We start from the raw sequence: 23,544 nt of genomic DNA on the forward strand, positions 1-23,544 counted from the left end.
TTTCCTCATGTATGCGTAAAATTCATTAAGTTTCTTGGAGGTTATTATGACAACAGCACGATACCGAAGAATTGTGTTAAAGTTAAGTGGGGAAGCATTGAGTGGAGAGCAAGGGTACGGAATTGATCCCAAAGTAATCCAATCGATAGCCAGCCAAGTTAAAGAAGTAGTAGAATTAGGTGTAGAAGTAGTTGTTGTTGTTGGTGGCGGAAATATATGGCGTGGAAAAGTAGGTAGTGAAATGGGGATGGACCGTGCAACCGCTGATTACATGGGTATGTTAGCAACGGTTATGAACTCTTTAGCATTGCAGGATGGTTTGGAGACTATTGGAATTCCAACCCGGGTGCAAACATCCATTGAAATGCGTCAGGTAGCAGAGCCATACATAAGAAGAAAGGCCATTCGCCATCTGGAGAAAAAACGTGTTGTTATTTTCGCAGCAGGTACTGGAAATCCTTATTTTTCTACGGATACAACGGCAGCATTAAGAGCAGCTGAAATAGAAGCTGAAGTAATTTTAATGGCAAAAAATAATGTTGATGGTGTCTATACAGATGATCCTAAATTAAATAAGGATGCGAAAAAATATGATAGCCTATCCTATATGGAAATGTTAAACGAAGGACTTGGTGTAATGGATTCCACTGCTTCTTCACTATGCATGGATAACAATATCCCATTAATTGTATTTTCCATTACAGAAGAAGGAAATATTAAAAAGGTTGTTCAAGGTTCAACCATAGGAACAATAATAAGGGGGAAATAAACATGTCAGATTCGGTTATGAACACAATGCGTGAAAAAATGGAGCAAGCTGTACAAGCGTATACAAAAAGTTTAGCAACAGTAAGAGCGGGGAGAGCAAATCCTAGTTTACTTGATAGTGTATATGTAGATTATTACGGTGCATCCACACCACTTAATCAGTTAGCTAATATTTCTGCTCCTGAAGCAAGAATGCTTGTGATTACTCCATATGATAAATCTGCACTTGCTGATATTGAAAAGGCGATTCAAAAGGCTGATTTAGGTATATCACCCTCTAATGATGGGAATGTCATTCGTATCAATATTCCACCTTTAACAGAAGAACGCCGCAAGGATTTAGTTAAAGTAGTTGGGAAATATGCTGAAGATTATCGAATTCAAGTGAGAAATGTACGTAGAGATGCCAATGACCAATTGAAAAAGTTAGAAAAGAATGGCGAGATTACGGAAGATGAATTAAGAAATCTTCAAGATGAAGTTCAAAAAGAAACAAACAACCATATTGATAAGATTGATCAACTTACGAAGGACAAAGAAAACGAAATTATGGAAGTTTGATTCCAATTTTTTCCTTTTCCTTCTTTCCTAAAATAGTAAATAAGTGTAAAATAAGAAAAAGCCCTCTTCTATAAGGGGGCTTTTGTATTCGGAGCAGATTATCGGTATAATAGAGAAAAATATTATAAAGCTGCTGCTTTATAAACAAAAATTCGCATTCGCTCGTCCTTTAGCGAATATACTTAGGACATTTAAAATTTTAGCAATGTCGAATTCCTTTCTTTGCTAAAACTTTATACTTTCCTAACGTGAAATAAAGGTACGTAATATAATTCCTTTTCTCCTCATAATATTAGTAAAAGGGATGTATGTAATAACAATATTCGGAGGACAAACCATGTCTATAAAAATTCCTTTTTTTAAAAAGAAACAAAAAGAAGAGTTCCAGGGCGAACTAGAAAATGTACCGAGACATGTAGCTATAATTATGGATGGGAATGGACGCTGGGCTGAGCGAAAAGGGCTTCCAAGAGTGGCTGGTCACAAAGAAGGTGTACACGCTGTAAATAAGGTAGTAAGAGCTGCAGCAAAAGCAGATGTCGAAGTGCTTACCATGTTTGCATTTTCTACGGAGAACTGGAAAAGACCAAAATCTGAAATTGAATTCCTCATGAAGCTTCCAAAGGAATTTTTACATGTTTACTTACCTGAAATTATGGAAAACAATGTAAGAATAAATACAATTGGTGAATTCGAGGCTTTACCAGAACATACAAAAGAAGCTATTCAGCATGCTATAGACGAAACAAAGCATAATGATGGAATGTTATTGAATTTTGCTTTGAATTATGGTGGACGTTTTGAGATTATGCGTGCGGTTAAGCAAATAGTTAATGACATAGACTGTGCCAAATTATCGGTAGAGGCGTTGGATGAAAATCTCTTTTCTGATTATTTATACACGAACGGGTTGCAGGATCCAGATTTGTTAATCCGAACAAGTGGAGAACAGCGCTTAAGTAATTTTATGTTATGGCAATCTGCATATACTGAATTTTGGTTTACGGATGTTTTATGGCCGGATTTTGATGAAAGTGTATGGTGGCAAGCCTTAAATGAATACCAGCATCGAAAAAGACGGTTTGGCGGATTATAGGAAGGTGTGGCTATAGATGAAGCAACGAACAATTACAGCAGTATTAGCGCTCCTTGTATTTTTACCTTTCATCATCATCGGTGGTTGGCCATTTGATATATTGGTGTATATTATTGCCACAGTTGGATTGATGGAGCTAATTAGAATGAGAAATATTGCAGATTATGCAATTCCTTCTATTTTAGCATTGTTTATTTTATGGTTGATTTTAATGCAGAATCATTATCCGTTTGCCAGTTATTTTCCAAAATCTGAATGGATAACCCTCATTATTTTACTGCTGCTTGCTTATACTGTACTAGTAAAGAACAAGTTTACATTTGACCATGTTGGATTTATACTTTTGGCAACTTTCTATGTTGGTATCGGTTTTTTCTATTTGATTGAAACTAGAGATGGATCTCGAGTAGAAGGGCTGAAAAATATATTCTTTGCATTCTTAATTGTCTGGTCTACAGACACAGGTGCTTATTTGTTTGGACGAGCTTTTGGTAAAAGAAAGCTGTGGCCGACAATCAGCCCGAATAAGACTGTTGAGGGTGCTGTTGGCGGTATTATACTGGCATGTGTTGTCGCAGGTATCTTTCATCTAATTACCCCTTTCCCACATAATATGTTAGCGGTCATTTTAGTTACAATTGCTGCATCTATCTTTGGTCAAGTTGGTGATTTGGTAGAGTCTGCTTTAAAGCGGAATTATGGGGTAAAAGACTCTGGAAATATATTACCAGGACATGGCGGAATATTAGACAGGTTTGATAGCCTGCTCTTTGTTATTCCACTGTTACATATTATACAGTTTTTCCCAAGTTAAAGACACCGTAAGTAGATGGACATTTTGTCTATTTGACGAATTTTCATGATTTTTCGGTATTGTTCTTTAAACTTGAACAAACCTGTATAAACGGGGTAAACTTATTTAGATACGACATGTAAGTTAAGTTAGTCATTAATATTAAGACCGATATAAAAGGATGTGTTTTTTTGACCACTGTTATTGCGTTTATATTCATGTTTGGCTTACTTGTGTTTGTACATGAGTGGGGACATATGATTTTTGCTAAGCGTGCTGGAATGCTCGTTCGGGAATTTGCTATTGGCTTTGGACCGAAAGTATTTTCATTTACCAGAAATGAAACATTATATACCATCCGCCTTATCCCAGCCGGTGGATATGTTCGGGTTGCAGGAGAAGATCCTGAAATAATAGAGTTAAAGCCAGGGCATCATGTTGGACTTGAGTTTAATGAGTTTGGCAAAGTTGACAAAATAATAGTTAACAATAAATCAAAGCATCCAAATGCAAGAGTCATTGAAGTAGAAAATGTTGATTTAGATCACGATTTAGTAATTGAGGGCTATGAAGTTGATGATGAGGAAGAAAGATTACGGTTTGATGTTGATAGAAAAGCCATTTTTATGATGGACGAAAGAGCAACACAAATTGCCCCTTATGACCGACAGTTTGCTTCTAAGACAGCTGGCCAAAAGGCGATGCAATTATTTGCTGGACCATTGATGAATTTTGTCTTAGCAATTGTTCTTTTTCTAATTTTAGGATTAGCACAAGGTGTGCCTGTAGAAGAAGCAAAGATGGGTGAGATTCAGCCTGATACTCCCGCTGAAGAAGCAGGAATGTTGCCAAATGATGAGGTAATTAAAATAGAAGATAACTCTATTTCCACTTGGGAAGAATTTACTACAATCGTCCGGGAAAATCCTGGACAGGAATTGACGATGACAGTATTGCGTAATGGACAAGAAGAAGTAGTCAATGTAGTTCCTAATGAAGTAGAGGCAGTGAACGAAAAGGGTGAAACAATATTAATTGGCCAAATTGGTGTTTATCAAGGGTTTGAAAAATCCACTTTAGGAACGATTAAATATGGCTTTGAGCAAACCTATGAAATAACTCGAATGGTATTAACGAATTTAGGAATGTTAATAACCGGTCAAGTGCCGCTGGAGATTCTTTCCGGTCCGGTTGGTATCTATGATGCAACAGATCAAGTGGTTCAGACTGGATTTATGAATTTAATCATGTGGACTGCTATGTTAAGTGTTAACCTTGGTATTGTAAACTTAGTTCCTCTTCCAGCACTTGACGGAGGACGATTATTGTTCGTTGGAATAGAGAAACTTCGCGGTAAACCAATACCACCTGAAAAGGAAGGAATTTTCCATTTCATTGGATTTGCTTTCTTGATGTTACTCATGATAGTAGTTACTTGGAATGACATACAGCGATTGTTTCTTTAAGTGCGTGTTCAAAAAGGAGGGTGAAAAGGACCGAGAAGTTTGAGGCGGTGAAGCTTTGAGTAGCGGAACGTATGCAGTTAATGCGTGAGCAACGGAAAAGCGAGCCAACGAAGAATTTCGATGTGTCCTTTTTCACCAGACTTTTTGAACAACCTCTTTAAATCATTTTATTTGTCATGTGGTTAACTGATTGTAAGATTCCTTGATTGAAAAAAATAATCTATAAAACACACAACTTTGAAAACAGATAAAGGAACCCTTGTCTTTAATTATTGGCAAGGGTTCCCCATGATTTTAGGCGGTTTTTTGACATTTTAGTCTAAATACGAGCCGGCCAATTCGTGGATAAAATGTTTAAACACCTGTATTAGGGGGATTGTTATGGATATATCCAAAAAAGAAAAAATGAGTTTGCTACTAAAGCAATTACAAATACCAGAAGAATATGTCGCCCAATATTTCTCTGATAGTTATCTGGACAAATTAGAGGTATATAAACAGAAAAAACTATGGCATTTTCATATTCATCTTCATCATATATTACCACCAGATGTCTATCTGTTATTGGTTTCAAAACTAAAACAGTCCTTTCAGTCCATAGCTGATGTCGATTTGTCCATTGTTACGGAAGATAAAACATGCGACAACCATACCATTTACGGGTACTGGAAACATTTTATTTCAACGATGACAAATTTATCTCCTGCATACAAAGATTTAGTTCATAACCAAACACCTAAGGTAAACAATAATAAGATTATGTTAACTGCGAGAAATGATGCGGAAGCAAATGCTCTGAAAAAACGATTGGAAGACAGTTTTAAGACGTATTGCAGTAAAGTTGGAATGCTTACTTATCCGCTTGAAATAGATGTGAAGACCAATATGGAGGATATTGAAAAGTTTAAGGAACAAAAAGCAATAGAAGATCAGCAGATGGTTCTCAAAACGGTTCAGGAAAAAGAGAAAAGAGATAAAGAGAAAGCAAGTCATCATGATGATAGCAAGCCATTAGTGCTTGGTTATAAAATACAGGATGAACCGACGGAAATGGAGAATATCCTGGAAGAAGAACGCCGTGTTGTTGTACAAGGCTATATCTTTTCTTCTGAGATTCGTGAATTGCGTTCAGGAAGAAGCTTATTAATAATTAAAGCTACAGATTATACGGATTCCTTAACGATAAAAATGTTTTCTAAAGGAGACGAAGATGCTGCTAAATTTAAGTCTGCTAAAGAGGGCATGTGGATAAAGGCCAGGGGAAGCATACAAACGGATATGTACACGAATGAATTAGGCATGATGGCAAATGACATTCATGAAGTTAAAGTAGAATCGAGAAAAGACCATGCTCCTGAAGACGAAAAACGAGTGGAATTACATGCACATACAACGATGAGTCAAATGGATGCCGTCGTTTCCCCCCAAGCACTGATAACGCAAGCTGCAAAGTGGGGACATAAAGCAATTGCGATTACGGACCATGCTGGTGTTCAGGGTTATCCTGAGGCCTATGCAGCGGGGAAGAAGAATAATATTAAGGTTCTATATGGAGTAGAAGCTAATTTAGTTGATGATGGAGTTCCAATTGCATATAACGAACAGGATGTTGATTTGGAATCTGCTACTTATGTGGTTTTTGACGTGGAAACTACTGGACTTTCTGCAGTCTATGATACGATTATTGAGCTTGCTGCAGTAAAAATACATCAAGGTGAAATTATCGACCGGTTTGAAGATTTTGCCAACCCGCATCATCCATTATCACAGACAACCATTGAATTGACGGGAATTACGGATGAAATGGTAAAGGATGCTCCAGAAGTAGAGGAAGTTTTAAAGAATTTCCATGAATGGATGGAGGACGCTATTTTAGTTGCTCATAATGCAAGTTTTGATATGGGGTTCTTAAATCAAGGCTTAAAGAAAATAAGTTATGAAAAAGCGAAGAATCCAGTAATAGATACATTGGAACTTGCAAGATTTTTATACCCGGAATTAAAAAATCACCGGCTAAATACATTGAGTAAGCATTTGGATGTTGAATTAACACAACACCACAGGGCGATTTATGATGCAGAAGCAACGGGTTACATCCTATGGAAACAAGTAAAAAAATTATTAAGCATGGAAATCCAAAATCATAATCAATTAAATAATCATATGGGGGAAGGAAATGCTTATCAGCGTTCCAGACCATATCACTGTACGTTAATCGCCAAAAACGAGGAAGGATTAAAAAATCTTTATAAATTAGTTTCTCATGCACATATTGATTATTTTTACCGTGTTCCTAGAATACCTAGATCTGTGTTACAAAAATATCGCGAAGGATTACTAGTTGGAACAGCATGTGATCATGGGGAAGTTTTTGAAACGATGATGCAAAAATCTGCTGAAGAAGCGGAGCAGGTAGCTGAGTTTTACGATTATATTGAGGTGCAGCCTCCAACCAACTATGTTCATTTAATAGAAAAAGAATTAGTTCAAAATGAAGCACAAATTTTGGATATCATCTCCAAATTGGTTGAACTTGGGGATCGTATGAATAAGCCGGTAGTTGCAACCGGAAATGTCCATTATATTGATGAACATGATAAAGTATACCGGCAAATTTTGATTAAATCGCAGGCAGGAAATCCTTTAAACCGTCAAACTTTACCTGATACACCATTTCGTACAACAAATGAAATGCTGGATTATTTCCGTTTCTTAGGTGAGGAAAAGGCAAAGGAAATTGTCATAACGAACACGAATGCCCTTGCCGATCAAATTGATGAGATTGCCCCGGTTAAAGATGGTCTGTTTACACCGACGATTGAAGGTGCTGAAGAGGAAATAAGGGAGTTATCCTACGGTCGTGCTAAGAAAATTTATGGGGATCCTGTGCCTAAGATTGTCAGTGACCGACTGGAGAAAGAATTGGACAGTATTATTGGCAATGGTTTTGCTGTTATTTACTTAATTTCCCAAAAGCTAGTTAAAAAATCATTGGAAGATGGATATCTTGTAGGTTCCCGTGGATCCGTTGGTTCATCCTTTGTAGCAACGATGACAGAAATTACGGAAGTGAATCCACTCCCGCCTCATTATGTTTGTATGGAATGTCATTACAATGAATTTATCAATGATGGATCGGTTGGAAGTGGATATGACCTGCCTGACAAAGCCTGCCCTAACTGTGGGAGCCCCTTAACAAAAGATGGGCAAGATATCCCTTTTGAAACGTTTTTAGGATTTAAAGGGGATAAAGTTCCTGATATTGATTTGAACTTCTCTGGTGCATATCAGCCAAGAGCGCATAATTATACGAAGGAGCTTTTCGGTGTTGATTATGTATATCGTGCGGGAACAATCGGTACGGTAGCGGAAAAAACGGCATATGGCTATGTCAAAGGCTATGCATCGGATAATGATATGGTTTTCAAGAATACAGAAGTCGATCGCCTTGTAAAAGGATGTACAGGTGTTAAACGAACAACTGGTCAGCATCCAGGGGGAATTATCGTAGTACCAGATGATAAAGAAATTTACGATTTTACGCCAATCCAATATCCTGCTGATGACAGAAATAGTGAATGGAGAACGACACACTTTGACTTTCATTCCATTCATGATAATTTGCTTAAGCTGGACATACTGGGTCACGATGATCCGACAGTAATCCGGATGCTGCAGGATTTAAGTGGTATTGATCCGAAAACGATTCCCACAGATGATAAAGAAGTAATGAAAATCTTTTCGGGTACAGAAGCTCTGGGGGTTACACCAGAACAAATAAATTGTAAAACCGGAACATTGGGGGTTCCAGAATTTGGTACGAGATTTGTTAGGCAGATGCTTGAGGATACGAAGCCATCGACCTTTTCGGAATTATTAATTATTTCAGGGCTTTCCCATGGTACGGATGTATGGCTTGGAAATGCCCAGGAATTAATTGATCAAGGCATTTGTGAATTGTCCGATGTTATCGGGTGCCGTGATGATATCATGGTTTATCTCATGCATAAAGGATTGGAACCATCTCTGGCGTTTAAGATAATGGAATTTGTCCGTAAAGGAAAAGGACTGCAGGATGAATGGATTGTTGAAATGAAAAAACACGACGTACCAGACTGGTATATCGAATCCTGTAAAAAAATTAAATACATGTTTCCAAAAGCACATGCGGCGGCTTATGTCCTAATGGCGATCCGTATTGCTTATTTCAAGGTTCATCATCCCATTCTATTTTATGCAACGTATTTCACAGTTAGAGCCGATGATTTTGATTTAGACACAATGGCAAAAGGGGCTTCGGCAATAAAAAACAGAATCGATACCATCGCTTCCAAAGGAAATGATGCATCACCAAAAGAGAAAAACTTAATGACGGTTCTGGAAGTGGCGCTTGAAATGTGTGAGCGCGGATTTTCCTTTAAAAAGGTGGATCTGTATAAATCCAGTGCAACAGATTTCATCGTTGAGGGTAACAGTTTAATACCACCTTTTAATGCGGTGGACGGATTAGGAACGAATGCCGCTATTAATATTGTTAAGGCAAGAGAAGAAGGGGAATTTTTATCCAAAGAAGATCTTAGAGAACGAAGCAAAATCTCTAAAACGGTCTTGGAATATCTGGATAATCATGGCTGTCTGGAAGGAATGGCAGAGAAAAATCAGTTGTCCTTATTCTAATTTTATCCTGGAATACTCGACATTCACTAAAAGACAAGGTGTATGTCGAGTTTTTCTAAAAAGATAAGAAAGTATAAATTTGCGCTTTGATGTCTAGCTCCATCGCCCAGCGACTAGCGGACTTCCCTCACCTCCGTACGATAAAGAAGACTTGCCGATTGGTGAAACCAGAGGCTTAGTCGTACTTATACCCTTGCGGTGAAAGTCAACATCGACTCAGGTTTTTAGGAAGGCCGACTAAAAGCGGGCCAGCGCTCAGGCATCGGCATACCCCTATGAAGGGGCATGTTTCCTTTTCGCTAGCATAAGATTCACTAAGATTTTTACTTTCGTAAAAATCAAGATCATCTAATTTCCTACGGGGACTGTTCGGCTAAAACCGCCGCCTTGCGCGGCAGCAGCGAACCACCTGGCGTGGCCAGGCGCAGTCCGTACGTCGCTATACGGGCGCTTGCGCTTTTCTTATTCACTAAAGATGGAAATATTTTGGGAATTTTTATGCTATAATTAAAAAAAAGAAATTATTTTTAACGAATATATTTTTATTTTTACTTTTACTGTGTTTGTTAGGAGGGCAATTTATGGAACTTATATTTAATGAGGACCAAGGGATTAAGCAGTTCCTTATGGAAAATCAGCAATTTTTTGAAGAAGAATTATTAGAAGAAGCCATTAATGTTCGAGATAAAATTGAGGAAATTAAATTATTAGGGAATATTAATTTACTGGCTAATGCACATAAAGTAGTGCTTTATGTTGTCGATGGCATGAAAGAAGAGGTAATTGCCTTTGGCAGGCAGGAAGGGATTGCCTGGGCAAAACATAATTTAACACTGGCATTTAAACTTGAATGGATACAGGCAATTCGTACGACTTTATGGAAATTCCTGTATGAGTATGATAAATTAAGTGATCACGCTATTAGCACGGATAATTTTTTTTCCATGGGAAAAGAGATAAATGGGTTAATTGATGAATTTTTTAAAGGTTTTTTTATTAGTTACTCCAATTACAAGGATGAATTGCTGGAAGCGCAGAAAAAATTAGTAGAAAATTTATCTGTACCAATTATCCCCATATCATCGTCAGTCAGTATTATTCCATTGATTGGAACGATGGATAAGTTGCGGGCTAATACGATTGAAGAAAAAATCCTTTTTGAGATTGGGGAAAAAGGGATTCAAACATTAATTATGGATTTATCTGGTGTTGCTCATATTGATTTGGAAGCGGTTCAGGATTTCACTAAATTATTGGATGGTATTACTATGATGGGATGTAAATCAATTATTACAGGGATACGTCCAGATGTCGTAAAAAAGATAGTGAACTTAGATATGTCCTTTAGACAAAAAGCAGAGATAAGAGCAACATTACAGCAGACATTAAAAGATTATTTGAAAACAGACAATGCGATAAAATCCGAACAATTTTCATTATAATTTTCCTGGAAATGGTTAATTGTTGCACCAATAAATCTTTTATGATATATTTTTATTGGTAAGCAATGATACGAATTGTTAAAAGAGTGGGTCTAGGCCCACTCTTTCTTCATACTTATTCTTCATGAACTGCACTTCTCCCCTTGCCATCTACTTTAGGCAGGGGTTTTATATTGAATAGATAGTATTCAATGGAATAGTTCATAATAAGAAATAACTACCGTTTGATAAAGGAGGATTTTGATGAGTTCTCAGGTCATAAAAACAACAGAAGAACTGGTTTTGCCGATTCTTGGTGAAAAGAATTTGGATTTAGTTGACATTGAGTATGTAAAAGAAGGGAAAAGCTGGTTTCTTCGGGTATACATTGATAAACCTGGTGGAGTGGATATTACCGAATGTGGGGAAGTATCCGAGCAATTAAGTGAGAAATTGGATGAAATAGACCCAATAAAAGACCCCTATTTCTTAGAAGTTTCTTCCCCTGGTGTGGAAAGACCATTAAAAACAAAAGAAGACATAGAAAAGAATATCAATAAAAATGTTTATATTAAACTTTATGAACAAATTGATGGGGAAAAAGAGTATGAAGGTATTCTAAAAGATTTTAAAAATGATGTTTTAACGTTGGAGTACAAAGTTAAGACGAGAACGAAGCAAGTAGAATTACCATATGAGAAAATAGCAAAAGCAAGACTTGCCGTAGTTTTTTAAAGGGGGATAAGAACATTGAGCAGTCAGTTGTTTGACGCGTTAGAAAATTTATCAAAGGAAAAAGGAATTGAAAAGCAAGTGCTCTTAGAGGCATTAGAAGCTGCTCTGATTTCTGCGTACAAAAAGAATTTTAAATCTGCTTCCAATGTGAGAGTTGAGCTTGATGAAGAGACAGGAAGAATGAGTGTTTTTTCCAGAAAAACAGTTGTTGAAGAAGTGGAAGATCCTCAACAGGAGATTTCTGTAGATCAGGCGAGAGAAATTAATCTAAATCATGAAGTAGAGGATATCATTGAGGTGGAGGTAACACCAAAAGATTTTGGAAGAATTGCCGCCCAGGCAGCCAAACAGGTTGTGACGCAACGAGTAAGAGAAGCGGAACGTGGTGTAATTTTTTCGGAATACATTGATCGGGAAGAGGATGTAATGACTGGAATTATCCAACGAAAGGATTCTCGGTTTGTATATGTGAACTTGGGGAAAGTGGAAGCTAAACTGGCGGAAGCAGAACAGATGCCGACAGAGGAATATCATATCCATGATCGAATAAAGGTATTTGTTACGAAAGTGGAAAACACAAGTAAAGGTCCGCAAATCTATATTTCCAGATCACATCCCGGGTTATTAAAGCGTTTGTTCGAAATGGAAGTTCCAGAAATATATGATGGTACAGTAGAAATTAAATCGGTTGCTAGAGAAGCGGGAGACAGATCAAAGATTTCCGTTTATGCTCCGGATCCTGATGTCGATCCAGTCGGTTCCTGTGTTGGTCAAAAGGGGCAGCGTGTACAAACCATTGTCAATGAACTGAAAGGAGAAAAAATTGATATTGTGGAGTGGTCAGAAGATCCGAAAGTCTATGTTTCTAATGCATTAAGCCCTTCGAAAGTGGTAGATGTACTTGTAGACGAAGAGGAAAAGGCTACGACAGTAATTGTTCCAGATTATCAGTTATCCCTTGCAATTGGTAAACGTGGTCAAAATGCAAGACTCGCGGCCAAGTTAACGGGCTGGAAAATAGATATAAAGAGCGAGTCGGAGGCAAGAGAAGAAGGACTTTTAACCGAAGTGGAAGATTCTTATTCTAACGATGGGGAAGATTTGTTCGAATAAGGAGGTAATCTTGTTGTGAAGAAACGAAAAGTACCTGAACGAAAATGTGTTATTACGAACGAAATGAAGCCTAAAAAAGATCTTATCCGTGTTGTCCGTAATAAAGAGGGAGAGGTTTTTGTCGATCCGACTGGCAAGAAAAACGGTCGTGGTGCATACCTTTCTAGAAGTTTAGACGTTATTTTACAGGCTGAAAAATCAAACGTACTAAATCGGCATTTAAATGCAGAAGTAGACTCTTCTGTTTATGAAGAGCTAAAAAAATTGGTGGATGCCAATGAAAAATAGTTATTTAAATATGATAGGGCTGGCATATCGAGCAAGAAAGGTATCCCTTGGGGAAGAAACGATTATTAAAGATATTCAAAGAAATAAAGCAAAATTGATACTTCTTGCAAATGATATTGGTCCGCAAACGAAGAAGAAACTAACGGATAAATGTAAATTTTATCATGTACCATTTATAATTGTGGATGATCGTGAAACATTATCCAACGCAATTGGAAAATCCCAAAGAGTAGCAATAGCTATATTAGATACAGGTTTCGCTAATAAAATTCAATCGTTACTCGGGTAATTAATTTCGGGGGTGAACGTATGAGCAAAATGCGCGTATATGAATATGCAAAACAAAACCATACAACTAGTAAAGATGTAATCAATTATTTAAATGAAATAAATGTGGAAGTAACCAACCATATGTCCACAATTTCACCAGAAACAATCGTGAAACTGGATGAAAAATTTAAAAAGGCAAATCAAGGCTCAAGTCAAGGAAATAATAAGAAACAGACAGAGAAAAAAGGAAAATATGAAAAGCCAAAATCTAAAAATCAGCAAAATCATAAACAAAAAAATAAAAACCAAAAAGGTCCAAAGAAAGCCAATAAAGATAAGGCCACTAATCATCATAAGCCGGAAGCAAAGAAAGAAACTCCAGAAAAAATTACGTATAGTAACACTTTAACTGTAAGTGACCTAGCAGATAAATTAAACAAAGAACCTGCTGAAATTATTAAGAAATTAATGTTCTTAGGGGTAATGGCTACCAAAAATCAGGACTTGGATGATGATGCGGTTGAACTGATTTGCAGTGAATTTAATGTTGAAGTTGAAAAAGAAATTATTTTAGATGATACTGACCTTGATAAATATGTTGTGGAGGACAAAGAAGAAGATTTAATCGAAAGACCTGCTGTTGTTACGATTATGGGGCACGTTGACCATGGTAAAACAACATTGCTTGATTCCATTCGACATACAAAAGTAACTGCCGGAGAAGCAGGAGGAATCACGCAGCATATTGGTGCATACCAAGTGGAAGTAGAAGGCAAAAGAATTACCTTCCTCGACACTCCAGGACACGCTGCATTTACGAGTATGCGTTCGCGTGGAGCGCAAGTTACTGATATTGCCATTTTAGTTGTTGCTGCAGATGATGGTGTGATGCCGCAAACGGTAGAAGCTATTAACCATGCGAAAGCAGCGGAAGTTCCAATTATTATCGCAGTGAACAAAATGGATAAAGAAGGAGCAAACCCTGACCGAGTTATGCAGGAATTAACGGAATATGAACTTATTCCTGAAGACTGGGGCGGAAGCACGATTTTTGTTAACATGTCTGCCATCAAGAATGAAGGTATTGATGATTTGCTGGAAATGATTTTACTTGTAGCTGAAGTAGAAGAATTAAAAGCTAATCCAAAAGCCAATGCATTCGGAACTGTAATTGAAGCAGAATTGGATAAAGGCCGTGGAAGTGTTGCAACTTTACTTGTACAAAATGGAACACTTCATGTAGGTGATTCCCTTGTAGTTGGAAATACCTTTGGTCGTGTTCGTGCAATGATTAATGATACTGGTGCACGAGTAGAGGAAGCGGGACCTTCCATGCCGGTAGAAATTACAGGATTACATGATGTACCGCAAGCAGGAGATCAGTTCCTTGTATTTGATGAGGAGAAAAAAGCTCGTCAAATCGGTGAAGCTCGTCAGCAGCGGGCAATTGCAGCTAACCGTAATGAACAATCAAAAGTAAGTCTGGATGACTTGTTTGAACAAATTAAACAAGGGGAAATGAAAGAATTAAATATCATTATTAAGGCTGACGTTCAAGGTTCTGCAGAGGCCCTTTCTTCCTCCTTACAAAAAATTGACGTTGAAGGAGTTAAAATCAATATTATCCACACTGGAGTAGGAGCAATTACGGAATCAGATATTATTTTAGCTTCTGCGTCCAATGCCATTGTTATTGGCTTTAACGTACGTCCAGATGCAAATGCTAAAGGATCTGCGGAAAGAGAGAAAGTAGACATTCGACTACATCGTGTTATTTATAAGGTGATTGAAGAAATTGAGGCAGCAATGAAAGGTCTCCTAGACCCAGAGTTTGAGGAAAAAGTCATCGGGCAAGCAGAAGTTCGTGAAACATTTAAAGTCTCCAAAGTAGGTACGATTGCCGGTTCCTACGTGACGGATGGTAAAATCACTCGTGATGCAGGTGTACGTGTAATTCGGGACGGAGTTGTCCTATTCGAAGGCGAAATTGATACACTTAAACGATTTAAAGATGACGTGAAAGAAGTTGCACAAAATTATGAATGTGGTATAACAATCACGAATTTTAATGATATTAAAGTAGGAGATGTCATCGAAGCGTTTGTGATGGAGGAAATTGAACGTACATGATTATGTATGCCGAAGTGGAGTGTATTATGTATGAAGGACATTCGTTGAAGCATAAACGCTCCATTATAAAACGAATTATTACAAAGTTAAAAAATGATTTTAATGTAGCTGTTACTGAATTGGATTATCATGATTTGTGGCAGCGAACAAAGCTGGGAATTGTAACCATTTCGACCAGCCTGACTCACGCTGAACAGATTATTCAAGAGGTGCTGCGTGTAATTGATACGTTTCCAGAGATAGAACGTACGGTTACGAATGTAGAAAGAATCTAAGGTGTCACTTCTTAACTACTTGTTTTTAATGAGGTGAAAATAATGGCTGAACTACGTGCAAACCGTGTAGCTGAACAAATGAAAAAAGAGTTAGGGGAAATCCTTACAAGAAAAATAAAAGACCCAAGAGTAGGTTTTGTAACAGTCACCGATATAGAAGTAACGGGGGACCTTCAACAAGCAACCATTTTTATTTCTGTTTTAGGTGATGAGAAACAAAAGAAAGATACGTTATTAGGGCTTGCGAAAGCGAAAGGATTTATTCGATCGGAAATTGGAAAAAGAATCCGTTTAAGAAAAACACCTGAACTTACTTTTGAGTTTGATGAGGCTTACGCATATGGAAATCATATTGAAACCATATTACGTGATTTAAATAAATAAAAAAATGTGCATAAGTGCCAATTATATGCCTTATGCTTAGGGGATCTGACTCGTGTATTTCATTCGGGTCAGATTTTTCCATGCTACATAAGAAAATGATAAAGCGAATCTTTAATCATTGGGGGTTTTTCATCCTTACTGATTGTTAGATGAACGAATTACGTGATAAGTTCGTCAATAAATAATCGTTAGAATTTGGAGGTAATGGAATGGACGGTATTTTGCCATTGTGGAAGCCGAGAGGAATGACATCACATGATTGCGTAATGAAATGCAGAAAGCTTTTTAAGACGAAAAAAGTTGGTCATACTGGAACCCTTGACCCCGAAGTAGATGGTATTTTACCAATTTGTATTGGACAAGCAACGAAAATAGTTCCGTTTTTGACAGATACGAAGAAAACATATATAGCTGAAGTGAAATTAGGAGTAGCGACAGATACAGAAGATGCACATGGTTCTATTGTGGAAGAAAGAATGGTGTTACAGTCGCCTTCTGCAGAACGTGTGAGGAATGTATTACACTCTTTTCGGGGAACGATTACACAAGTTCCACCAATGTATTCAGCTGTAAAAGTGAAAGGAAAAAAACTTTATGAATACGCTCGGGAGAATAAAACTGTTGAACGACCTAAGCGTCAAGTAACTATTTTTTGGATAGAATTGCTGGAAATGAATCAAGATCGTTTTCGTATTAAAGTCGTTTGTTCAAAGGGAACTTATATACGGACTTTATGTGTTGATATTGGAAAAGAGTTGGGGTATCCCGCTCATATGTCTGATTTAACTAGAATAGAAACAGCGTCTTTTTCAAAGAAAAATTCCGTAGATTTTGCTACTATAGAAGAAGCGGTAGAAAAAAACGAGCAAGAGAAGCTTCTATTACCTATTTCTATAGGATTGGATCATCTTGATAAACTATACGTGGATGAAAAAACCGGAAAGAAAGTAGCAAATGGACAGAAACTTCCAAAGCCGGAAATACCACTCAAAACAGATCCTTTTGTAGTGATAAACGGTGAAAAACTACTCGCAATCTATCAAATCCACCCTGAAAACAGAGAACAAATGAAACCAGTTCGTGTTTTTAATGGGTGAGAAAAGTGCAGGTGAATAAATATGGAAATATTTGAAATAACCTATCCGCATACATTCGAATATAACGAACTCCCCAATACGATAACTGCTATTGGATTTTTTGATGGGATACATAGGGGACATCAAAAAGTAATTAAAGAAGCAATAAAGGAATCAGCGGAAAGAAGAATGGAGAATGCAGTCATTACGTTTCATCCGCATCCATCAGTTGTATTAAAAAATGGAAATCATGATGTAGAGTACATTACACCAATGAAGGAAAAAAAGAAGATACTTGAAAATTTAGGCGTAGATCGTTTATATATTATAGAATTTAATAAGGAGCTTTCTCAGCTATCTCCACAGGAATTTATTGACCATTTTATTATAGGATTAAATATTAAACATGTAGTAGCAGGTTTTGACTATACCTTTGGTCATAGAGGAAGCGGAAATATGACAAATATTGGAGACTACACTCGGGATGCCTTTACATATACTACGATTGAAAAAGTTACACTGAAAGAGGAGAAGGTAAGTTCTTCCAGAATAAGAAATCTTTTAAAAGAAGGTAGAGTAGATGAAGCCAATTTACTACTTTCCCGTCCCTTTAAATTGACTGGAATCGTAATTAGAGGTGATCAGCGGGGGAGAGAAATTGGGTACCCTACTGCTAACTTAGAAGTCGACCCGGAAGCTTTATTACCAAAACAGGGTATTTATGCCGTAAAAGTGATTTATGGGAATGAACAATTTAATGGAATGGCAAATATTGGAACAAATCCTACGTTTACCGCCGACAGGAAAGATTTATCCGTAGAAATTCATATTTTTGATTATAATAATAACCTTTATGGGGAAGAATTAACAGTAGAATGGTATCAATATATGCGAGAAGAAAAGAAATTTGATAGTGTTGAATCCTTGATAGAACAAATGGCGTTAGATGAGAAAAACATTCGTCAGTACTTCTCAATGTCATAGATACTATTTTCACTTGCAATTTCATGTAAAAAGCGTTATGCTAATAATCGTGAAACCTTCCCTTGGCAAATCGTAACTCCGACGTTTGCTAGGAGATTGGGGATTAAGTATATAGTAGGAGGTGCACCAGATGGCAATTACACAAGAACGTAAGAATGAAATTATTAATGAATTTAAAGTTCATGATACGGATACTGGTTCTCCAGAAGTACAAATTGCTGTACTTACGGAAGAAATCAATACGCTAAATGAACATTTACGTGTTCATAAGAAAGACCATCATTCACGTCGTGGTTTGTTAAAAATGGTTGGTAAACGTCGTAATTTACTAAACTATTTACGTAACAAAGACGTTACCCGTTACCGTGAATTAATTAAAAAACTTGGTTTACGTCGATAATGGTGTTAAAGAAGCAGGAGAAATCCTGCTTCTTCTATTATCTAAACTTATTTAATTACATAATAGTGTGTGTTCAAAAAGGAGGATGAAAAGGACCGGTCGGCTAAAATCGCAACGTCCTGTGCGTCGAAAGTTCGAGGCGGAGAAGCTTTGAGTAGCGAGCCCCTAGCGTTGTGTGGTGACTTCTACGTTGTCCACAGGACAAGGAACACTTCGTCAGCGATACATCGCACGCAGAAAAAGTGCTTTTCTTTTTCAAGGACGTGGGCGGTTTTAGTAGAAGGTCCTCACCATACGTGAGCAACTAAAAAAGCGAGCCAACGAAGAAATTTGATGTGTCCTTTTCACCGGACTTTTTGAACATCCTCTAATAAGAATTAGTCTTTCTGTAAGTTCTTCTCTTAAGGTATAATAAGGGATAAAATTTACATTTATGATTATAAACTATAAAATGAAGATAGAATGTAGTATGAAAGGAGCACTATATCGAAATGGTAGAAGAAAAACAGATATTCTCCACGGAAATTTCTGGTAAAAAGTTTACTGTGGAAATTGGAGAACTAGCTAAACAAGCCAATGGTGCTTGTATGGTACACTATGGTGATACATCGGTATTAGCGGTTGCAACCGCATCAAAAGAGCCCAAAGATTTACCGTTTTTCCCATTAACGGTTAATTACGAAGAACGATTATATGCAGTAGGTAAGATCCCGGGTGGATTTATTAAACGTGAAGGAAGACCCAGCGAGAAAGCAATTCTTTCTTCGAGACTCATTGACAGACCAATCCGTCCAATGTTTCCTGATGGGTTTCGAAATGAAGTACAAGTCATCAGTACAGTAATGAGTGTTGATCAGGATTGTTCAACAGAGATTGCCGCAATGATAGGTTCATCGATTGCATTAAGTGTGTCAGATATTCCATTTGAGCAGCCGATCGCAGGAGTTCATGTAGGTCGCATTGATGGTAAGTTTGTTATTAATCCAACTGTTGAACAGGATGAAAAAAGTGATATTGATTTAACAGTAGCTGGAACAAAAGATGCAATTAACATGGTTGAGGCTGGTGCCAATGAGGTTCCAGAAGAAGTAATGCTTGAAGCTATTATGTTTGGCCATGAAGAAATTAAGCGTCTTGTAGCATTCCAAGAAGAAATCATTCAAGCTGCTGGTTCAGAAAAATTCGAAGTGGAGCTTTTCGAAGTGGACGATGATTTAAATGCCAAAGTTGAATCAGAAGCAAAAGAAAAATTGCTTGAAGCTATTAAGGTTAAAGAAAAGCACGCAAGGGAAGAGGCTATCCAGCGTGTGAAAGAAGATGTTGTTGCAGGATATGAAGAAGAAGAACCCGAGGTTATTGATCAAGTAAAAACGATTTTGGAAAAAATGGTGAAAGCGGAAGTAAGACGTTTGATTACGGTGGAAAAAGTTCGTCCAGATGGAAGAAAAAATGACGAAATTCGATCATTATCTTCACGTGTTGGAGTTTTACCAAGAACACATGGTTCAGGGTTATTTACGCGTGGACAAACTCAGGCGTTAAGTGTTTGTACACTAGGAGCATTGGGAGACGTTCAAATTCTAGATGGTTTAGATTTAGAAGAATCCAAACGTTTCATGCACCACTATAATTTTCCACAATACAGTGTTGGGGAAACAGGTCCAATTAGAGGGCCGGGACGCCGTGAAATCGGACATGGTGCATTAGGGGAACGTGCACTGGAGAAAGTGATACCTACGGAGAAAGATTTCCCGTATACCATTCGCTTAGTATCTGAAGTATTAGAATCAAATGGTTCTACGTCACAGGCAAGTATTTGCGCAAGTACCTTAGCGATGATGGATGCAGGTGTACCGATTAAAGCACCCGTAGCCGGTATTGCAATGGGACTTGTTAAATCTGGTGAAGATTATACGATTTTAACTGATATTCAAGGTATGGAAGATGCGCTTGGAGATATGGACTTTAAGGTTGCAGGTACAGAAAAAGGTGTCACTGCCTTACAAATGGATATTAAGATTGATGGATTATCGAAGCAAATTTTGGAAGAAGCATTAACACAAGCGAAAAAAGGCCGGATGCAAATACTTGAATCGATGTTAGCAACCATTAATCAACCAAGAGAAGGTCTTTCTGATTATGCACCAAAAATCCTGACGATGACAATTAATCCAGATAAAATCCGTGCAGTTATCGGGCCAAGCGGTAAACAAATTAATGAAATTATCGACGAAACTGGAGTTAAAATTGATATTGAACAGGATGGAAGTATTTTTATCTCCTCGACAGACCCTGAAATGAACGAGAAAGCGAAGCAAATCATTGAAGATATAGTTCGAGAAGTGGAAGTTGGGCAAATATATCTTGGAACAGTGAAACGTATCGAAAAATTCGGGGCTTTTGTAGAATTATTTAAAGGAAAAGATGGATTGGTTCATATTTCTGAATTGGCTGAAGAAAGAACAAATAAAGTAGAAGATGTCGTATCAATCGGTGATGAGATTTTAGTTAAAGTGAAAGAAATTGATCGACAAGGCAGAATTAATCTTTCCAGAAAAGCTGTCATAAAAGAAGAAAAGGAAAGAAATGAAAAGGCGAAACAATAAAAATAACACTTACGAGAAAGAAGCTGTATAAGCAGTTTCTTTTTTTATGCCGTAAACAAGGCTGTTTCCAGTTTTAATCATACCTTGTCCCTCCCATGCATAAAGTTGTAAAAGGAGGAGGGGTGAGGATGTATCATTATCGCAAATATATTAATGTATGTTTATTTGTTATCATTGTGGCATTATCCTATAATACAGTAGACAATCCATTTGTTATAAATGAGGAGGTAACAGCAACACTCTCACATGCAATTAAAAAAGAGGATTCCTTATATAAAGAGATTGAAGTAAAGAGTAAAGCTTATAATGAACCCCCTGTGGATGCATATGTCGATGAAGTCTGGAAAAAGACCCCAGGAAGGAACGGTTTGGAAGTTGATATGGATAAATCATATGAAAAGATGAAAGAAAAAGGGGAATTTGATGAATCACTTATCGTGTATAAACAAATTCCTCCAAAGGTAAAATTGAAAGATTTACCTGCTTCGCCCATCTATCGGGGAAATCCTGATAAACAAATGGTTTCTTTTCTCATTAATGTTTCCTGGGGTACAGAGTACATTCCTGATATATTAAAGGTCTTAAATGACAATAATGTAAAAGCAACCTTCTTTATTGAGGGGAAATGGGCAAAAGACAATGCAGAATTGGTGAAAATGATTGATGAGCAAGGGCATGTGATCGGAAACCATGCATATAATCATCCGAATATGGCAAATTTATCCAATCAAAAAATAGTGGAGCAAATAGCGCAAACCAATGACATTCTCACTGCGATCACAGATGAAAAACCAAAGTGGTTCGCACCACCAAGTGGAAATTATAATGAACAAGTTGTTCAGATTGCAAGCAACTTAGAAATGGAAACCATTCTTTGGACTGTTGACACGATTGATTGGAAGAATCCATCGGTAAATGTTATGATTAACCGAGTAAATAGTAAAATTCATCCAGGTGCAACTATTTTAATGCATCCAACATCTGCTATTTCACAAGGCCTTGATGACCTTATTAACGTAATTAAAGAGAAAGGATATCGTATAGGTACAATCGAAAAATTACTCAGTGAAGAGAGATAAAATTATAATGTAGGAGGACACGCGTTGATACAAAGACATACATGCAGTAACGGAGTAAGAGTAGTTTTAGAAAATATACCGGCAGTACGTTCAGTTACTATCGGTATATGGGTTTTAACAGGTTCAAGAAATGAAACAGAACAGAACAATGGCATTTCGCATTTTCTGGAGCATATGTTTTTTAAAGGAACTAAAACAAAATCCGCTCAGGAAATTGCAGAAGCCTTTGATTCAATTGGTGGACAAATAAATGCTTTCACATCGAAGGAATATACTTGCTATTACGCTAAAGTACTTGATACACATAAAAACTATGCACTAGATATTTTAGCGGATATGTTCTTCCATTCCTCATTTGATGAAGGGGAAATGGAACGGGAGAAAAAAGTCGTTTTTGAGGAAATTAAAATGTACGAGGATACGCCAGATGATATTGTACATGATTTATTGGCAAGGGCATCATTTGGTGAACATCCATTAGGATATCCCATTTTAGGTACGGAGGAACATTTAAGGTCGTTTACACCAGCTCTTTTAAAAAATTACGTGAAAGAATGTTATACTCCAGAAAATGTGGTGATCTCCGTAGCAGGAAATGTAGACGAATCTTTTATTAAGGACATCGAAGCCCTATTTGGAAACTATCAATCAAAAGCAGAAAAAGCAAGTATTACGAAACCGACATTTTTAGCAAATCGTATCGAACGAAATAAAGATACGGAGCAAGCCCACCTATGCTTAGGTTTTGACGGACTGAAGGTAGGAGACGAAAATATGTATAGTCTCGTCGTAATGAACAATGTACTCGGGGGAAGTATGAGTTCAAGGCTCTTTCAGGATGTTAGAGAGAAGCAAGGTCTTGCGTATTCGGTTTTCTCATACCATTCTTCGTTCCTGGACAATGGGTTGCTGACAATTTATGCTGGTACTGGAAAAGAACAGTTGCCGGTATTGCAAGAGACAATCAATAAAACATTAGACCAGCTAATTAAAGATGGACTGACAGATAAAGAATTGCATAACAGTAAAGAGCAATTAAAAGGTGGCCTTATGTTAAGTTTAGAAAGTACGAACAGCCGCATGAGCAGGAATGGTAGAAACGAACTGCTCCTAAAGCGACACCGAACATTGGATGATATGATAAAAGAAATTGATGCGGTTAGTCATGAATCCATTCGAAAAGTCATTGATTCTACTTTTGGCAACCCAGCTTCTACAGCATTGATAGCGCCAAAAGCATCCTGATAAATCCAGATTATTTGTGTAATGGCATAAAAAGGCTGAGACATAACTGAAACAGCTAACCTTAAAAACAAATAATGACATGTCAAAGAGGTTTTTTAAAGCCTCTTTTCATTATATTTTGGTTTGTTGTTATAGAATTTATATAAACTCCTGAGTAATGAAAATTTTTATAGTGGC

General features: G+C 37.2%; 20 protein-coding genes. All 20 read left to right on the plus strand.

Annotated features, from left to right (window positions below):
- Window positions 1–46 precede the first annotated feature (46 nt).
- Complete coding sequence (gene pyrH, locus GMJ66_RS04235) at window positions 47–769, plus strand: UMP kinase (protein ID WP_156289092.1); 723 nt, start codon at window positions 47–49, stop codon at window positions 767–769.
- 2 nt (window positions 770–771) lie between these two features.
- On the plus strand, window positions 772–1,329 hold the full coding sequence (gene frr, locus GMJ66_RS04240; protein WP_156289093.1) for a ribosome recycling factor: 558 nt from the start codon (window positions 772–774) through the stop codon (window positions 1,327–1,329).
- Window positions 1,330–1,666: 337 nt separating this feature from the next.
- Window positions 1,667–2,425 carry an isoprenyl transferase gene (locus tag GMJ66_RS04245; protein ID WP_156289094.1) on the plus strand — a complete coding sequence of 253 codons (759 nt, stop codon included), beginning with the start codon at window positions 1,667–1,669 and terminating at the stop codon, window positions 2,423–2,425.
- Window positions 2,426–2,441: 16 nt separating this feature from the next.
- Window positions 2,442–3,239, plus strand: coding sequence for a phosphatidate cytidylyltransferase (locus GMJ66_RS04250; protein WP_156289095.1), 798 nt, complete (start codon window positions 2,442–2,444; stop codon window positions 3,237–3,239).
- Between the two features lie 170 nt (window positions 3,240–3,409).
- Window positions 3,410–4,684 (plus strand): RIP metalloprotease RseP, encoded by a 1,275-nt coding sequence (gene rseP / locus GMJ66_RS04255; RefSeq protein WP_156289096.1) that lies wholly within the window; start codon window positions 3,410–3,412, stop codon window positions 4,682–4,684.
- Window positions 4,685–5,065: 381 nt separating this feature from the next.
- Window positions 5,066–9,361 carry a PolC-type DNA polymerase III gene (locus tag GMJ66_RS04260; RefSeq protein ID WP_156289097.1) on the plus strand — a complete coding sequence of 1,432 codons (4,296 nt, stop codon included), beginning with the start codon at window positions 5,066–5,068 and terminating at the stop codon, window positions 9,359–9,361.
- A 581-nt stretch (window positions 9,362–9,942) separates the two neighbouring features.
- Window positions 9,943–10,803: an STAS domain-containing protein gene (locus GMJ66_RS04265; RefSeq protein WP_156289098.1), complete on the plus strand. Its 861-nt coding sequence runs from the start codon at window positions 9,943–9,945 to the stop codon at window positions 10,801–10,803.
- Between the two features lie 243 nt (window positions 10,804–11,046).
- Entirely contained in the window at window positions 11,047–11,517 is a 471-nt protein-coding gene (gene rimP / locus GMJ66_RS04270; protein ID WP_156289099.1) for a ribosome maturation factor RimP, read from the plus strand.
- 15 nt (window positions 11,518–11,532) lie between these two features.
- The gene (nusA, locus tag GMJ66_RS04275) at window positions 11,533–12,630 is read left to right on the plus strand and encodes a transcription termination factor NusA (RefSeq protein WP_156289100.1); all 1,098 of its coding nucleotides are present in this window, start codon (window positions 11,533–11,535) and stop codon (window positions 12,628–12,630) included.
- A 15-nt stretch (window positions 12,631–12,645) separates the two neighbouring features.
- A complete protein-coding gene (rnpM, locus tag GMJ66_RS04280) occupies window positions 12,646–12,918 on the plus strand; it encodes an RNase P modulator RnpM (protein ID WP_269321860.1) in 273 nt (90 codons plus the stop codon).
- Window positions 12,908–13,207 (plus strand): YlxQ family RNA-binding protein, encoded by a 300-nt coding sequence (locus GMJ66_RS04285; RefSeq protein WP_156289101.1) that lies wholly within the window; start codon window positions 12,908–12,910, stop codon window positions 13,205–13,207. Before rnpM ends, GMJ66_RS04285 begins: the two co-directional genes overlap by 11 nt.
- A gap of 20 nt (window positions 13,208–13,227) precedes the next feature.
- Complete coding sequence (gene infB / locus GMJ66_RS04290) at window positions 13,228–15,318, plus strand: translation initiation factor IF-2 (RefSeq protein WP_156289102.1); 2,091 nt, start codon at window positions 13,228–13,230, stop codon at window positions 15,316–15,318.
- The gene (locus GMJ66_RS04295; protein WP_156289103.1) at window positions 15,315–15,593 is read left to right on the plus strand and encodes a DUF503 domain-containing protein; all 279 of its coding nucleotides are present in this window, start codon (window positions 15,315–15,317) and stop codon (window positions 15,591–15,593) included. The genes infB and GMJ66_RS04295 overlap by 4 nt, the downstream gene beginning before the upstream one ends.
- 42 nt (window positions 15,594–15,635) lie before the next feature.
- Window positions 15,636–15,977 (plus strand): 30S ribosome-binding factor RbfA, encoded by a 342-nt coding sequence (gene rbfA / locus GMJ66_RS04300; protein WP_156289104.1) that lies wholly within the window; start codon window positions 15,636–15,638, stop codon window positions 15,975–15,977.
- A gap of 209 nt (window positions 15,978–16,186) precedes the next feature.
- Window positions 16,187–17,074 (plus strand): tRNA pseudouridine(55) synthase TruB, encoded by an 888-nt coding sequence (gene truB / locus GMJ66_RS04305; protein WP_156289105.1) that lies wholly within the window; start codon window positions 16,187–16,189, stop codon window positions 17,072–17,074.
- A 21-nt stretch (window positions 17,075–17,095) separates the two neighbouring features.
- Window positions 17,096–18,037, plus strand: a complete 942-nt coding sequence (locus GMJ66_RS04310; RefSeq protein WP_156289106.1) for a bifunctional riboflavin kinase/FAD synthetase — start codon at window positions 17,096–17,098, stop codon at window positions 18,035–18,037.
- Window positions 18,038–18,167: 130 nt separating this feature from the next.
- The gene (gene rpsO / locus GMJ66_RS04315; protein ID WP_156289107.1) at window positions 18,168–18,437 is read left to right on the plus strand and encodes a 30S ribosomal protein S15; all 270 of its coding nucleotides are present in this window, start codon (window positions 18,168–18,170) and stop codon (window positions 18,435–18,437) included.
- 491 nt (window positions 18,438–18,928) lie between these two features.
- Window positions 18,929–21,043: a polyribonucleotide nucleotidyltransferase gene (locus tag GMJ66_RS04320; protein ID WP_156289108.1), complete on the plus strand. Its 2,115-nt coding sequence runs from the start codon at window positions 18,929–18,931 to the stop codon at window positions 21,041–21,043.
- Window positions 21,044–21,171: 128 nt separating this feature from the next.
- Entirely contained in the window at window positions 21,172–22,122 is a 951-nt protein-coding gene (locus GMJ66_RS04325; RefSeq protein WP_156289109.1) for a polysaccharide deacetylase family protein, read from the plus strand.
- 24 nt (window positions 22,123–22,146) lie between these two features.
- Window positions 22,147–23,367 (plus strand): M16 family metallopeptidase, encoded by a 1,221-nt coding sequence (locus tag GMJ66_RS04330; RefSeq protein ID WP_156289110.1) that lies wholly within the window; start codon window positions 22,147–22,149, stop codon window positions 23,365–23,367.
- Window positions 23,368–23,544: the final 177 nt, after the last annotated feature.

It is taken from the genome of Oceanobacillus salinisoli (assembly GCF_009733865.1).
In the GTDB taxonomy this organism is placed as follows: domain Bacteria; phylum Bacillota; class Bacilli; order Bacillales; family Amphibacillaceae; genus Oceanobacillus; species Oceanobacillus salinisoli.

Bases quoted from the DNA above. Each gene is read 5' to 3' on its own strand.
- pyrH (WP_156289092.1), top strand. From the start codon at position 47: ATGACAACAGCACGATACCGAAGAATTGTGTTAAAGTTAAGTGGGGAA.
- frr (WP_156289093.1), top strand. From the start codon at position 772: ATGTCAGATTCGGTTATGAACACAATGCGTGAAAAAATGGAGCAAGCT.
- GMJ66_RS04245 (WP_156289094.1), top strand. From the start codon at position 1,667: ATGTCTATAAAAATTCCTTTTTTTAAAAAGAAACAAAAAGAAGAGTTC.
- GMJ66_RS04250 (WP_156289095.1), top strand. From the start codon at position 2,442: ATGAAGCAACGAACAATTACAGCAGTATTAGCGCTCCTTGTATTTTTA.
- GMJ66_RS04260 (WP_156289097.1), top strand. From the start codon at position 5,066: ATGGATATATCCAAAAAAGAAAAAATGAGTTTGCTACTAAAGCAATTA.
- GMJ66_RS04265 (WP_156289098.1), top strand. From the start codon at position 9,943: ATGGAACTTATATTTAATGAGGACCAAGGGATTAAGCAGTTCCTTATG.
- rimP (WP_156289099.1), top strand. From the start codon at position 11,047: ATGAGTTCTCAGGTCATAAAAACAACAGAAGAACTGGTTTTGCCGATT.
- GMJ66_RS04285 (WP_156289101.1), top strand. From the start codon at position 12,908: ATGAAAAATAGTTATTTAAATATGATAGGGCTGGCATATCGAGCAAGA.
- infB (WP_156289102.1), top strand. From the start codon at position 13,228: ATGAGCAAAATGCGCGTATATGAATATGCAAAACAAAACCATACAACT.
- GMJ66_RS04295 (WP_156289103.1), top strand. From the start codon at position 15,315: ATGATTATGTATGCCGAAGTGGAGTGTATTATGTATGAAGGACATTCG.
- rbfA (WP_156289104.1), top strand. From the start codon at position 15,636: ATGGCTGAACTACGTGCAAACCGTGTAGCTGAACAAATGAAAAAAGAG.
- truB (WP_156289105.1), top strand. From the start codon at position 16,187: ATGGACGGTATTTTGCCATTGTGGAAGCCGAGAGGAATGACATCACAT.
- GMJ66_RS04310 (WP_156289106.1), top strand. From the start codon at position 17,096: ATGGAAATATTTGAAATAACCTATCCGCATACATTCGAATATAACGAA.
- rpsO (WP_156289107.1), top strand. From the start codon at position 18,168: ATGGCAATTACACAAGAACGTAAGAATGAAATTATTAATGAATTTAAA.
- GMJ66_RS04320 (WP_156289108.1), top strand. From the start codon at position 18,929: ATGGTAGAAGAAAAACAGATATTCTCCACGGAAATTTCTGGTAAAAAG.
- GMJ66_RS04325 (WP_156289109.1), top strand. From the start codon at position 21,172: ATGTATCATTATCGCAAATATATTAATGTATGTTTATTTGTTATCATT.